The organism is Kosakonia sp. H7A (genome assembly GCF_003028445.1).
Lineage (GTDB): Bacteria > Pseudomonadota > Gammaproteobacteria > Enterobacterales > Enterobacteriaceae > Kosakonia > Kosakonia radicincitans.
The window spans coordinates 805,220-818,729 of sequence record NZ_PYTZ01000002.1 but is presented as its reverse complement, the minus strand read 5'-3'; the positions used below and the strand labels follow the sequence as shown (position 1 = coordinate 818,729).

Sequence of the window (13,510 nt, the reverse complement as noted above, 5' to 3'; positions counted from 1 at the left end):
CGCGTTTCAGAATGGGCTGTCATGACGGGCGTTGATCCACGTGTTGCTGATGGGATGAACAAAATGCAACGCGCTGGCGTGCAGCATCAGCCGCGACGCCCGTTCAGCACCAGGCATCAGGCGACCGCCATACAGATCGCACCCCAGAATCGGATGTCCCAAATGCTGGCAGTGAATGCGTAGCTGGTGCGTGCGCCCGGTTTCAGGAATCAGCTCAACGCGTGACAACGGCAGTAAATTACCGTCTTCCTGCGTCTGGTAAAAACGCTCAATGACCCGAAAACGGGAACGCGCTGGCTTGCCGCCGGTCGCACAAATCGACATCCGCGGGAAGCACGCCGGGTCTTTGACGATCGCCGCAGCGATCACTCCTTCGTCGTCGTGCACGTGTCCGCAGAGCAATGCGCTGTAAACCTTAGTGACGGTGCGCTGGCTGAACTGCTGGCAGAGCGCGGCATTAATGGCCTTATTGCGGGCAACCACCATCAACCCGGATGTGCCAAAATCGAGGCGGTGCACCAGCGTGCAGCCGGGGAATATCTGCACCAGCCGATAATGCACCGAATCGAGATTTTGCGGGTTTTTCCCCGACAGGCTGAGTAATCCGCTGGGTTTATTGATCAGCACCAGGTGCTCGTCCTGATAGAGCGTTTCAATGTTGTCGTGACACGGCGGGGCAATAAAAGTATCGATCGTAGACATCCGGCTGCCCGAGTGGAGAATGGCTGCGGATAATAACGGATTTTCACCGCACTGGCGAATCCGTCCGTTGGTTTAAACGGACGCGATCGGCGTTTTCCCCCTGCAGCTTCGCGTTCCGAGGCTTTCCTCACTCGCAGAGCAGAAATTTATCATTCACACTTAACCAGGCATGGCCTGCGCAGGCATTGTGCTTTACACTGCGCGCTGCAAAAAACTGAGTAGATAAACGATTAACCAGGCGGTACAGCGATGAACGGAACGATCACAACGTGGTTTAAAGATAAAGGTTTTGGCTTTATCAAAGATGAAAACGGCGATAACCGCTATTTTCATGTGATTAAGGTCGCTAACCCTGAACTAATTAAGAAAGATGCCGCGGTGACTTTCGAACCCACCACCAATAACAAAGGGTTATCGGCTTACGCCGTGAAAGTCATCCCTGACAGCAAATACATCTATATCGCAGGCGAACGTTTTAAGCTTGCGTCGATCAAATCGTATCTGGTGTACAGCGAAGAAGTCCCCGCTGATGCCCGCATCGATAAAGAAAATGCCGTGTTGTCTGTGGGTCTGCTAATGGGAAACATCCGGCCGAAAACCACCACGAAACCGGGTGAAATGCGCTCAGTGAAAAAACTGGCGATCACCACTTTTCAGGGCACAACCTCCATTTTCTCAGAAGATGAAATCGACATTGATACGACGGTGAAAATGCTCAAAGTCTGAGCAGCGCCGTTGCCCTGCTCCTTCAGGTAACTTTCAGCACCACGCGCTGGCGTACCGGCAGCCAGCGCGGGTGATGAGTAAGAAGCGCGCAGAATGTTGCTTCTTTTCCGTCCTGAGAAAACCCGGTTAATCCGGGCGCTTGCCAGGCATCATTCTCAGCAAGGTATTATCCCGCAGTATATAGTGGTGCAGCAGCGCCGCCGCCGCATGCAAGCCGATGATAAAATAGCCCGTATTAGCCAGTAATTCATGAACCTCTTTCAGGCTATGTTGCAGTACACTATTTTTTTCCGCCGCAACCGGCATGTTAATAAACAGAAAACTCCACTCTTTCTGGCCGTAATAGAGCGACACCACCCCCAGCAGCGGAAGAAAAATAAACAGCGCATATAAAACAAAATGTACAACGGTGGCGCTGAGCTTTTGCCATTGTGGCAGCGCGGGAACAACCGGCGGTTCCGGGAAAATAAATCTAAATACCATTCTGATTAACATCAGAATAAATACACTGACACCACAAGTGTAATGAGTTATTGCCATCCAGTAACGACCGACAGAATCTTTTGGGAAAATATCCCTGAATTCCATCGCGGCATATGCGATCACGATTAGCAATAAAACCAGCCAGTGTAGTGCTATCTGCCCACCTGAGTATTTCTTCATTTTTTTCTGTCCTGAGAATGAAACGATTATCTAAGCCAGCGCCTGTCCGGCGAGCGAACCCGCACCCATCGACAAAGCCATCGCCATGGCGCTCCAGAAGGTGATTCGAATAATGGCTTTCACCGGCGGCGCTTTGCCTGCGACCGACGAGATATAGCCGAGGAGCGCCAGTGAAAAAAGCGTGGAAAGGATGACGAACAGCAAAACCAGCGGTGCCGGCGTTAACCACGCCACCAGAACCGGCAACACCGCGCCGGCAGAAAAACTGATGGCTGAAAAAATTGCAGCCTGCAGCGGCTGTGCTGAATTCGTCTCCGTCAGGCCCAGTTCTTCCCGGGCATGCGCGTCGAGCGCATCCTTTGCCATCAGTTGTTCCGCAACCTCGCGGGCAAGCGAAGGCGCCAGCCCTCGTTGCCTATACAGTGACGTCAGTTCCTGTACCTCCCCCTCATAATCCGTCGCCAGCTCCCTCCTTTCCTGTGCCAGCGCGGCCTTTTCGGTATCAGCTTGTGATGAGACGGAAACATATTCTCCGGTCGCCATTGACATGGCGCCTGCAACCAGCCCGGCAACGCCCGCCAGCAACACCCCAGAGGAGGAGCTCCCTGCAGACGCAACACCGAGAACAAGGCTGGCCGTCGACACAATGCCATCATTGGCACCCAGCACTGCCGCCCGGAGCCACCCCACTCTTCCAATGCTGTGTAGTTCCAGATGCATGATGATGTTTTCCTTTTATCCGTGAATGAATCTGCCCGGCATTGCTGATATTAAAAAAATCGCGTTGAGCAGGTGTTAATTTATTCTGTCAGCCTTAACGCCACATTAAGAGTGAATGAGTAAAATCCAGGATCTACTGATTTTTATATACCCTGGCGTTGAAATGATAATAGCTATCATGCTCATTCATGAATGCCTCAGCAAATTATCTTATCTGCGTTAGCGTTAATTTTATTTTATCATTCATGCAGATTCTGACAGGCGATTTTCAGGTGCCAGCATTAATTGTTGAGACTATTCACTCGCCGTCAAAGCTAATTGCCGACGTTGTTGGGTTGTCAGCAAAAAAGAGGCGTAAATTCTCCGGTGTTTACCATAACGTAATAGCGCAGCAACACCATTTCAGCCATAGCGATACCCGCCGTGCGCTGGCGATTTCAGCGTCTCTCGACCATGCTTTTTGTACTGACATTTTGACACGAGAAATCACTCCCTTCGCCCCAGGACACGATGATGCGCAATGCCCTTATTCCTCTAATCGCGGCTGTGCTTCTTTTTATTACCGGCGTTTTTATTCTTAATATGCAGCTTTGGTTCTCCACCCGGGCAGATCGCCTTGAAGGAGCCAGATACGCGGTGAATAACATCAACAACATTCTTGATGAAGCGTCCCATGCTACCCGTCTCGCCGTTGACATCGCGGGTAAAGGATGCGATCCGGAGGGACAATTTCAGCTCGGCACTGAAGCTGCCCTGCAACCACATCTGCGCACAATCCTGATTGTTAAAGGCGGGGAAGTCTGGTGCTCATCGCTACCGGGAAATCGCGGGCTGCTGGCGCGTATTCCCAGAATGTCTGCGGCCAGTCTGTTTCTCGCACCGGCAGAGGACGCAGCAAACGAACAGCCCTTCCTCGTCTATCAAACGCGATTTGCCGCGAGCCGCGTGCTGGTCACCATCAGCGATCAGCATATTCGCGAGGCGCTGAATGCGCCGTTAGAGGGCGTTATCTACAGATTGCGCGTCGGGAATCATGTTATCGGTCTGTCGGGGGATATTGCCGCGCTTAGCGAAAAAACGCCCCCTTCGGGACAAGCCAATTCGAAAGCCTATCCCTTCAGTATCATCTACAATCAACCGCCGCTGTTTAGCTTGTTCCGGCTCGTCTCGCTGGGGCCGGGCATCCTGATTTTCATCCTGTTAATCTCCTGCGCGACGGCCTACGCGCTGATTAAATACCTGAATAAAAATGCCACGCCGGCAGAGACATTGCGCCGGGCCATTACCAACGGTGAGATCGTGCCTTTTTACCAGCCAGTGGTGAATGGCAGAGAGGGAACCCTGCGCGGTGTCGAGGTGCTGGCGCGCTGGAAACACCCGCGATCCGGCTATATTCCGCCCGCATCCTTTATCCCTTTAGCCGAAAAATCAGATCTGATCATACCGCTTACGCAAAGCCTGATGCGGCAGGTCGTGGCCCATATGAACGCCATTGCCCACCGGTTGCCGGAAGGTTTTCACATCGGTATTAACTTCAGCGCGTCCCATATCACTTCGCCCGATTTTGTCGCGGAGTGTCTGAAATTCAAAGAGAGTTTCAGACACCCTGCGCTCAATCTGGTGATTGAAGTCACCGAACGCGAACCCTTAAACGTGGATGAAGATCTTGTACAACGGCTAAATGTCCTGCATGAAAATGGATTTGTTATCGCGCTGGATGATTTCGGTACTGGCTACTCAGGGCTTTCTTACCTGCACGATCTGCATATCGATTACATTAAAATCGACCAGAGTTTCGTTGCCAGAGTGAATGCCGAGCAGGACTCGACGCGGATTTTAGACTGCGTGCTGGATCTGGCGCGCAAACTCTCTTTAAGCATTGTCGCCGAAGGCGTCGAAACGAAAGAACAGCTCGATTACCTGAATCAAAACAACATCACTTTCCTGCAGGGTTACTACTTCTATAAGCCGGTCAACTTCCAGGATCTGATCAAAATTCTGCTGTCAAAACCCAAAGTGAAGGTGGTTGTTGATACAGCGCGGAAGAAAGAGGATGTGCACAACATGGTGGATTGAAATAAAAGCGCCTTTCCCGGCACAGATTATTGGAGATCTTACCTTTTCAGTATTTGTCGGCGATCGACAGAAGGCGGTAAACCAAACAGCCGGGCATATTCCCGACTGAATTGCGTATGGCTTTGATAACCGACCGCTAATGCAATTGTCATGATACTCGCGTTTGTTGTACGCATTTTTTCACGCGCCTGCATCAGCCTTATCCGTTTTTGATACTGAACCGGGCTGAGGGCCGTAATCGTCAGGAAATGGCGATGAAACGCGGAAACGCTGAGTGCCGCCATTTCGGCCAGCGCTTCCACCCGCACGGCCTGCATATAGTTCTGTTTTATCCAGTTAATCACCGTATAAATACGCGACAGATGCGACTCTGGTCGCGCAATATCACGCAGCATCCAGCCAAGCGGTCCCTGCAACACACGGAACAGTATTTCCCTTTCATAGGCGGGAGCCAGAGCCGGGATCGCCTCCGGGGTACGCATCAGACGTAGCATGCGCACCCAGGCATCCAGCAATTCCACAGTCACTGGCGCAACGGAAAATCCCGAATGAAAGAGCGCAGCGGAGCCAGAATCAGGCAAACAGTTCTGCAAATCAGCAAGGATCCCCGGATCCGGCGTCAGGCTGACAGCCAGATAAGGCGCCCCGGTCTGCTCATCCGGGTAAACGCGGCCAATGGCAGGCAAATCCACCGACATCACAAAATAGGTTGCGGGGTCATAGCGGTAGGTTCTGTCCCCTACTGACATGCTTTTCGAGCCTGTCAGAATCAGGTTGATCATTGGTTCATAAACGGCAGACAACCGGTGCTCAGGGATCTCACCCTGCACCATCGCAAGGCGTGGAATGCCGGTTTCAGTGCGTTGATTTCCCGCCACCGATGCCAGTTCGCGCAATTCGTGTAATTGATTTTCCATCGCCGATAAATAGCATGCCATCAGATGAGCAACAAGATAAAAGCAGTATCAGGCAACGTTTAAAGAGGATCGCATCAGCATGCAACACTTGCTCCGCGTACGCTTTGTCTGGTTATCCGACAGCCAGGTGGGCTAGTCGTGAGTACGGCGTCATTTTTACTCTGCGTAACAGCGAGCAAGCAGCCGCTAAAACCGTCAATCGCCTTCAGGTTGTGGGCAGTTATATCATCTGACAACAGGAGCACAGCATGCTGGATCATCTGTTTATTACCGTCAGCGACATCGCGCGATCGGTAGACTTTTATGAAAGGGTACTCCCTGTTCTGGACATTAACCTTCGCCATGATTATGACGGAAAAGAGGGCCCGCAGGGCCATCCCGACCTGAAGGGCTTTGGTGCGAATGGCCGTATGTTTTTCTGGTTACGCCAGGGTGAGCCCTCCCCCGGCGCTGTCCATGTCGGTTTTGTTGCCAACTCTCAGGCGCAGGTTAACCAGGCCTGGGTTGAAGCGCTGGCTGCCGGGGCGACGGAGATCCACCCGCCTGGCGCACAACATCACTATGACCCGCGCTATTACGCCGCGCAGGTTCGCGATCCCGATGGCTACAGCCTCGAATTTGTCTACAAAAGTTGGCAGCACGCATAATGGGTGGCGCGGCAGGCGACTTATTCCCCCTTTTACACGCGCAGGAGAGAACCGTGTCCGTTATTGATCACATTGAAATAGCCGTCAACGATGCCACTATATCCCGGTATTTCTACGAACAAGCACTCGCGCCGCTGAAATTCCGGCTCATCATCGCCGTCGCGCAGAGCCAGACGCGTACGGGAGGTTTACGTTACGGGCTCGGCCCAGGGCACTATCCACGCCTGTGGCTGCATGATAATGACAAACCGGGTGCAGCAGTACATATCGCGTTCACCGCTCAAGACCGTTCTACAGTGGATAAATTCTGGGAGGCCGCATTACAGGCTGGTGGGAAAAGCAACGGTTCTCCCGGAATACGTTGCCACTACCATGAGTCGTACTACGCAGCCTATGTTTTTGATCCTGATGGCAATAATATCGAAGTTGTGTGCCAGACAACGCCCTGAATGCGGTCGGTTATCCCCCGCCAGCCCAAAATCGGTGCCATTCGCGCTGGCATATTCCCCCAATGCGCATTCCAGCGTTCGAAAAGCGCATTGACTTCCCCTTTGCTTAAAAAGCGTCACGATATTGATCGTTGCCTTGCAAAAATGAACGCGAGAGGCAGATCGGTTAATATCGAACGGCGACTTTTTCGCATGATAATTCCGAATTAATAACGCCGCGCCCTTCATCACTGCGCGCCTCTCGCCTTCATTCACGCAGCAATCCACAGCCCTCGTGTAATACATTACGCGGTGTGCGCATTCGCGATAAACGTTTTCAGCACGCACATATTATATATCGGGTAATCGTGCAACTACTCTTGTTGTACCCACGCGCTTTGCGGGGGAACACTTCCTCCGTGCTGCCATGGATATTCGCGGTTAATACTTTATCTCACAACTGTGGTAGCCCTTACGGAATAAGGCCATCGGCATGAGGTAAATGTGAATAATACAATACACGATGTTTTATTACAGGATTATCCTTTGCTATTTTCCGGCTTGCCAGCTATAAGCTCTGAAAACGAAAGGGAGTTAGTGCAGTTCTGCGAACAGCATAAGGAACATGTTTTATCTGCGATGCCATGGGCGGCTTCAGAGATTGCAGGTACCTGCGGGTTTAAATCCCTTTTTCAGCTCATTTCTCATCATGGCGGGCGAAAAATATATATCCCCAAGGATGCATCAAAATTTTATAAATTATACGAGATTGACATTCCCAAAAAACAGTATTCCCGGTTATGCAAATATGCGGATTCGGCCGGGAACATCGAAATGCCATCAGCATGGGGCGTATTCGTGGCCATTCGTCGCGCGGCCATGCAGATAGCTATGCAGGACCAGGTTTCACCAAAATCGTTAGTGAAAACGTTTGGCGTCACCATGAGGAGTATAAGGCTCATAAAATCACGAAATACCTATCTGTAAGCAGGCAGTTGTCATCACGTTATTTTCACTCAATAAACAAGGTGGATATTATGTCTCAGCAATACACTGTCAATGTTACCAATAATTCAACGATGTTTGGCTCTTTCTGTATCTATCAGTCATTACCGGACATCAGCAATCCGAATATTATGTCGTTGGCCTGGCTGACAAAAGCGGCCTTTCCCGGCACGTTGCTCTCTTTCACGTGGGGAATTGATTACAGTTTTGTCTGGGATGATTCAGGACCGCTGGATGTGGGCAGTGTATTCACAGCATCGCAAAGTGTTCCGTGCGATCCCTCCGGCAATAATAATATCACGCTGATGTACAGCAACGGCGCTTACAATTTTACCGGGCTGAATAATGGCGGGCGTAATGGCACATTATTTATTACCGGCCATGAAAGTATTAACCCCGTTAATAGCGCCGCAGTCGGGATCGCCATGTCGGGCGCAGGAACATTTGTCCAGCCGGCGCAGCCGAATATGGATCTGGTATTTTCTGTTACGCCGACGTACTGGATCACTTATGGTAATTATATCCCCGGCCAGGTTATTCAGATCAGCGATATCAGCAATGCGCAGCAATTAACGTTCCCGATGGGCAGTTATGAACTTGATGTGACGCTGCAAAGAAATAATAGCTGGGTTGTCGCCAGCAACAGTTAAGCGTTAACAACAGCGGGGAAAGGTGTGAGGCCATTATTTTATCCCTCACGCCCTTCCCTCTTTATAATTCCTTTCAGAAGGGGAATGAAATGGACAAAGAACAATATGACAGGCAGAAAATTAATGAATTTCTCCAGTTGGTGAGCAATGAGGATGAAGTCATTACCTCTACCGGTGCCAGTGTCGTCAATATTAGCGGCACACTTTATAACGTTGATGGCAGTACAGCGGATCCCAAAAGAGTGCCGGGATATAAAGATAAAAGCTGGAAGGATTTACTCATTGCGAAAGGCATTCCGTCAGGCAGCCCTTGCTATATTACCAATGCTGTTCCGGTTGGCACCAGCCATCCCGATTTTTCCGTCGGCGGTCATATGACGCCCTCCAGCGACGGAAATGTGCCTGTCGGCGGGAGCTGTTATTTAATGCCCGAGTGCCAGTGGCATAACAACAAAGCCCGGGACGGTATCGCGTTTTATCACAGCGAAACGGCAATGCTTCAGCTCACCGGCTATATGCAGGGCGAGCTGGCCGCCACATTCCAGATACGGCTACCGTGCAGCGAAGCTTTTGGCCTGCTGTACAACCTTGAAGGTGACTGGCGACATGAAAACTTCGCCACTAAAGCGGACGCAGAATATTTTCTCGCCCAGTTGAATGGCGGCCAGCAAGTGGAACACCACCTTTTCGAACGCTATATCCAGCTCCAGGGGCAGAACCAGCGGCTGAAGCTGGTCAAAGTCTGAGTAAACCGTTCCTGCCGACGGAATAACCGGCAGGAACGCCTACCCTTTAAATCGCCACCAGTTGTCTCACGCCCTGCGCTTCCATCTCATCGCCGCGCCCGCGCTGGATAATGGTGCCGCGCGACATCACCAGATACTGATCGGCCAGCTCGGCGGCAAAATCGTAAAACTGCTCCACCAGCAGAATGGCCATATCGCCGCGATTCGCCAGGCTGCGGATCACCGCGCCAATCTCCTTGATAACCGAGGGCTGAATACCTTCCGTTGGCTCGTCGAGGATCAACAACTGTGGCTTGCAGGCCAGCGCCCGCCCGATGGCAAGCTGCTGCTGTTGCCCGCCGGAGAGATCGCCGCCCCGCCGCTGCTTCATCTCGCGCAGCACCGGGAAGAGATCGTAAATCTCGTCGGGAACAGTTTTCGCCTGGCGTCCCGAAAAGCGCGACAGCCCCATCAGCAGATTCTCTTCGACGGTCAGACGGGGGAAAATCTCCCGCCCCTGCGGAACGTAGGCGATCCCCTGCTGCACCCGCTGGTGCGGCTTGCTGTTATTGATCAGTTTGCCCTGCCAGTGAACCGTGCCGGATTTCGCCGGGATCAGCCCCATCAGGCACTTCAGCAGCGTGGTTTTTCCCACACCATTGCGCCCCAGCAGGCAGGTAATTTCACCCGGCGTGGTCTCGAACGACAAGCCACGCAAAATGTGGCTGCCGCCGTAATACTGGTTTAACTCTTTCACCTGCAACATATTAGCGCCCCAGATAAACGTCGATAACCTGCTCGTTGGCCTGTACTTCGCGCAGCGAACCTTCTGCCAGCACTTGCCCCTGATGCAGCACGGTCACATAGTCGGCAATGGTTTCGACAAAGCCCATATCATGCTCCACCACCATCAGCGAGTGTTTGCCCGCCAGCGTGCGAAACAGCTCGGCAATATAATCCGTTTCGGCATCCGTCAGACCGGCGGCGGGCTCATCCAGCAACAGCAAATGCGGTTCCTGAACCAGCAGCATGCCAATTTCCAGAAACTGTTTTTGCCCGTGGGAAAGCAGCCCGGACGGGCGATGTCGATGCTCGGTCAGCCGCAACAACAGCAGCACTTCATCAATGCGATCCCGCTGCTCGCCGCTGAGCCTGGCGCGCAGGCTGGTCCACACCGACTTATCCATTTTCAGCGCAATTTCGAGGTTTTCCGTCACGCTTAACGCTTCAAACACCGTGGGTTTCTGGAACTTACGCCCAATGCCCGCACGGCTAATGTCCACCGGCGACATCCCGGTAAGATCGATATTCTGATCGTAGGTTATCGTGCCGCTGTCCGGCCGTGTTTTACCGGTAATGATATCCATCAGCGTGGTTTTGCCTGCGCCATTTGGCCCGATCACGCAGCGCAGTTCCCCCACGCCAATCGACAGTGACAAATCCGTCAATGCGCGAAACGAATCAAAGGTGACGTTGATTTTTTCCAGTTGCAGCACCGGATCGGTAGTTTCGCGGTAGCGGTCCTGCAACTGCGGCTGGGTAAAAAGGGAATCAGTCATGCTTCCTCCGTTTGAGCAGGCCAATCACGCCGCGCGGCAGGAACAGCGTCACAAGAATAAACATCAACCCAAGGAAAAAGAGCCACACATCCGGGAAAGCAACGGTAAACCAGCTCTTCGCGCCGTTCACGATCCCGGCACCGAGGATCGGCCCAATCAGCGAACCGCGCCCGCCGAGCGCCACCCAAATCGCCGCTTCAATCGAGTTGGTCGGCGACATTTCACTGGGGTTGATAATCCCCACCTGCGGCACATACAGCGCGCCCGCCAGCCCGCACAGCACGGCGGAGAGCGTCCAGACGAAAAGCTTGTAGCCTTTCGGATCGTAGCCGCAGAACATCAGCCGGTTTTCCGCGTCGCGCACGGCAGTGAGCACCCGGCCAAACTTGCTGCGCGTCAGCATCACGCCAATCGCTAGCGATCCTGCCAGCAGCAGCACCGTTGCCACAAACAGCGCGATGCGCGTACCGGTTGCCGATACTGGAAAGCCGAGCAGCGTGGTAAAACCGGTAAAGCCGTTGTTGCCGCCAAAGCCGGTTTCGTTGCGAAAAAACAGCAGCATCCCGGCGTAGGTCAGCGCCTGGGTCATGATCGAGAAGTAGACATCTTTAATGCGCGAGCGAAAGGCGAAATAGCCGAACACCAGTGCCAGCAGGCCCGGCACCAGGATCACCAGGCACAGCGCCCAGGCGAAGTACTGCGTTCCGGCCCAGAACCACGGTAATTCCGTCCACGAGAGAAACGACATAAACGCCAGCAGCCCGTCACCGGCGGCCTGGCGCATCAGATACATTCCCATCGCATAACCGCCGAGGGCGAAAAACAACCCGTGCCCCAGCGACAGCAGCCCCGCGTAGCCCCACACCAGATCCAGCGCCACCGCGACAATGGCGTAGCAGAGAATTTTGCCAATCAGCGTCAGCGTATAGGTGGAAATCGCCAGCGGATTTTCCGCCGGAAGCAGCGCGAAAAAGGGCAGGATCAGCAACGCGGCCAGCAGCAGTGAAGCGAGCATGCAGGTCAGGCGCGGCGCGCGTCGGGCGATAGTTAACGTAATAGGTTGGCTCATCAGTCAATTACCCGCCCTTTGAATGCAAACAACCCTTGCGGTCGTTTCTGAATAAACAGCACGATCAATACCAGGATCGCGATCTTGCCCAGCACCGCGCCGATTTGCGGCTCAAGGACTTTGTTCAGCACGCCGAGGCCCAGCGCCGCCACGACCGTGCCCGCCAGTTGTCCGACGCCGCCGGTTACCACCACGAGGAAAGAGTCAATAATGTAGCCCTGTCCCAGTTCCGGGCCGACGTTACCGAGTTGCGACAGCGCCACCCCGCCCAACCCGGCAATACCGGAACCTAAACCGAAAGCCAGCATATCGACGCGCCCGGTCGGTACACCGCAGCAATCCGCCATGCGGCGGTTTTGCGTCACCGCCCGCACGTTCATGCCGAGGCGGGTTTTGTTCAGCAGCAGCCAGGTGAGGATCAGCACGCCGATAACAAACACAATCACCGCGATACGGTTCCAGGGCAGCACCAGGTTCGGCAGTACCGACCAGCCGCCGGAGAGCCACGCCGGGTTGGCGACTTCCAGGTTCTGCGTGCCAAACAGTACGCGCACCAGTTGAATCAGCATCAGGCTAATTCCCCAGGTGGCGAGCAGGGTTTCCAGCGGCCGTCCGTAGAGATGACGAATAATGGTGCGCTCCAGCAGCATGCCAATGATGGCGGTGATAAAAAATGCCACCGGCAGCGCCACCAGCGGGTAAATCGCCAGCCAGTCGGGGGCAAAGCGTTGAAACAGATCCTGCACCAGCCAGGTGGAGTACGCGCCCAGCATCAACATTTCGCCGTGCGCCATATTAATCACGCCGAGCAAACCGTAAGTGATCGCCAGCCCCAGCGCCGCCAGCAGCAGGATCGATCCGAGCGAAATCCCGCTGAACGCTTGTCCGAGCCAGTCGCCCCATCTCAGGCGTTGCTGTACCTGCTTCAGGCTGTCAGCGGCGGCTTCACGCACCGCGGAGTCCGGCTCATTTTGCGGCTGCGTCAGACGTTGCAGGCTGGCCTGCACCTGCGGATCGCTGGCTTCGCCCAATAGTTTCACCGCCTGCAAACGCCGTTCGGCGCGGCTATCAGCAAGTTGCAGGTTCGCCACCGCAATGGCGAGCGCAGTATGTACGCCGTCGTTTTTTTCCGCCGCCAGCCGTGCGCTGAGAAACGGCAGTTGATCGGCCTGCGCGCTGTTTTGCAACGTCAATGCCGCGCGCAGGCGGACGCTGTCGTCCGGGCTGACCAGTTGGTGCGTGGCCAGCGCGCTGGCCACCAGGCCGCGAATGCGGTTATTCATAAACACTTTTTTCGTCGCACCCGCAGGCGCTGCGTCGCCTTCCAGCGCCGTTAGTTTGCCGTTCTGCTCGCTGAAGAGTTGACCATTCGCATCGGTGACCACCGTTTCGTCATTCAGCGCCTGCAACAACGGCAAACGCGATGCCTCCGGCGCGGCAGACCACTGCTGAAGCAGTTGCGCCTGCTGCGTGCGGCTGGCCTTGCCATAATCAGCGGCAGGCCCGGCCTGCGCCGTCGCGGTCATCAGCAGGCAGCCGAAAAGGAGAAAGCCCAAAGCCGGGAATATTTTCATGTGTCAGCGTCTTTTGATGGTTATCCGGCCAGGCCGGAACATTCAACCA

At 53.9% G+C, this 13,510-nt stretch carries 16 protein-coding genes; 8 read left to right on the top strand and 8 right to left on the bottom strand.

Going from position 1 to position 13,510, the window contains the following annotated elements; genetic code table 11:
* Positions 1-6: 6 nt before the first annotated feature.
* On the bottom strand, positions 7-702 hold the full coding sequence (locus CWM66_RS11845) for an RluA family pseudouridine synthase (protein WP_071920903.1): 696 nt from the start codon (positions 700-702) through the stop codon (positions 7-9).
* A gap of 249 nt (positions 703-951) precedes the next feature.
* Here CWM66_RS11845 and CWM66_RS11840 point away from each other — a divergent pair, with 249 nt between their 5' ends.
* Positions 952-1,428 carry a cold-shock protein gene (locus CWM66_RS11840; RefSeq protein ID WP_007371816.1) on the top strand — a complete coding sequence of 159 codons (477 nt, stop codon included), beginning with the start codon at positions 952-954 and terminating at the stop codon, positions 1,426-1,428.
* A gap of 126 nt (positions 1,429-1,554) precedes the next feature.
* Here CWM66_RS11840 and cybB read toward each other — a convergent pair whose 3' ends face one another.
* On the bottom strand, positions 1,555-2,091 hold the full coding sequence (gene cybB, locus CWM66_RS11835) for a cytochrome b561 (protein ID WP_071920904.1): 537 nt from the start codon (positions 2,089-2,091) through the stop codon (positions 1,555-1,557).
* A gap of 30 nt (positions 2,092-2,121) precedes the next feature.
* Positions 2,122-2,811 carry a VIT family protein gene (locus CWM66_RS11830; RefSeq protein ID WP_035888532.1) on the bottom strand — a complete coding sequence of 230 codons (690 nt, stop codon included), beginning with the start codon at positions 2,809-2,811 and terminating at the stop codon, positions 2,122-2,124.
* A gap of 188 nt (positions 2,812-2,999) precedes the next feature.
* Between CWM66_RS11830 and CWM66_RS28905 the strand changes: the two genes are divergently transcribed.
* Both CWM66_RS28905 and CWM66_RS11825 read left to right on the top strand, forming a co-directional pair.
* Positions 3,000-3,392 (top strand): hypothetical protein, encoded by a 393-nt coding sequence (locus tag CWM66_RS28905; protein WP_007371813.1) that lies wholly within the window; start codon positions 3,000-3,002, stop codon positions 3,390-3,392.
* Entirely contained in the window at positions 3,325-4,887 is a 1,563-nt protein-coding gene (locus CWM66_RS11825) for a cyclic diguanylate phosphodiesterase (protein WP_050998900.1), read from the top strand. Before CWM66_RS28905 ends, CWM66_RS11825 begins: the two co-directional genes overlap by 68 nt.
* Positions 4,888-4,925: 38 nt before the next feature.
* Here CWM66_RS11825 and CWM66_RS11820 read toward each other — a convergent pair whose 3' ends face one another.
* Positions 4,926-5,804, bottom strand: a complete 879-nt coding sequence (locus CWM66_RS11820; protein ID WP_007371811.1) for an AraC family transcriptional regulator — start codon at positions 5,802-5,804, stop codon at positions 4,926-4,928.
* 248 nt (positions 5,805-6,052) lie between these two features.
* Here CWM66_RS11820 and CWM66_RS11815 point away from each other — a divergent pair, with 248 nt between their 5' ends.
* From CWM66_RS11815 to CWM66_RS11795, 5 genes are all read left to right on the top strand, one after another.
* Positions 6,053-6,451: a VOC family protein gene (locus CWM66_RS11815; RefSeq protein ID WP_072439875.1), complete on the top strand. Its 399-nt coding sequence runs from the start codon at positions 6,053-6,055 to the stop codon at positions 6,449-6,451.
* Positions 6,452-6,504: 53 nt separating this feature from the next.
* On the top strand, positions 6,505-6,900 hold the full coding sequence (locus tag CWM66_RS11810; RefSeq protein ID WP_107146690.1) for a VOC family protein: 396 nt from the start codon (positions 6,505-6,507) through the stop codon (positions 6,898-6,900).
* 483 nt (positions 6,901-7,383) lie between these two features.
* The gene (locus CWM66_RS11805) at positions 7,384-7,866 is read left to right on the top strand and encodes a hypothetical protein (RefSeq protein WP_035888537.1); all 483 of its coding nucleotides are present in this window, start codon (positions 7,384-7,386) and stop codon (positions 7,864-7,866) included.
* Between the two features lie 50 nt (positions 7,867-7,916).
* Complete coding sequence (locus tag CWM66_RS11800; RefSeq protein ID WP_064565926.1) at positions 7,917-8,534, top strand: hypothetical protein; 618 nt, start codon at positions 7,917-7,919, stop codon at positions 8,532-8,534.
* Between the two features lie 89 nt (positions 8,535-8,623).
* Positions 8,624-9,280 (top strand): hypothetical protein, encoded by a 657-nt coding sequence (locus CWM66_RS11795; protein ID WP_107146689.1) that lies wholly within the window; start codon positions 8,624-8,626, stop codon positions 9,278-9,280.
* 46 nt (positions 9,281-9,326) lie between these two features.
* On the opposite strand, the gene urtE is transcribed toward CWM66_RS11795, so the two are convergent.
* From urtE to urtB, 4 genes are read right to left on the bottom strand one after another with little or no spacing between them, the layout of a single operon-like run.
* Complete coding sequence (urtE, locus tag CWM66_RS11790; RefSeq protein WP_035888539.1) at positions 9,327-10,025, bottom strand: urea ABC transporter ATP-binding subunit UrtE; 699 nt, start codon at positions 10,023-10,025, stop codon at positions 9,327-9,329.
* Position 10,026: 1 nt separating this feature from the next.
* Positions 10,027-10,818 carry an urea ABC transporter ATP-binding protein UrtD gene (urtD, locus tag CWM66_RS11785; protein WP_035888540.1) on the bottom strand — a complete coding sequence of 264 codons (792 nt, stop codon included), beginning with the start codon at positions 10,816-10,818 and terminating at the stop codon, positions 10,027-10,029.
* The gene (gene urtC, locus CWM66_RS11780) at positions 10,811-11,887 is read right to left on the bottom strand and encodes an urea ABC transporter permease subunit UrtC (protein ID WP_107146688.1); all 1,077 of its coding nucleotides are present in this window, start codon (positions 11,885-11,887) and stop codon (positions 10,811-10,813) included. The genes urtD and urtC overlap by 8 nt, the downstream gene beginning before the upstream one ends.
* Entirely contained in the window at positions 11,887-13,461 is a 1,575-nt protein-coding gene (gene urtB / locus CWM66_RS11775) for an urea ABC transporter permease subunit UrtB (protein ID WP_079517821.1), read from the bottom strand. The genes urtC and urtB overlap by 1 nt, the downstream gene beginning before the upstream one ends.
* Positions 13,462-13,510 lie beyond the last annotated feature (49 nt).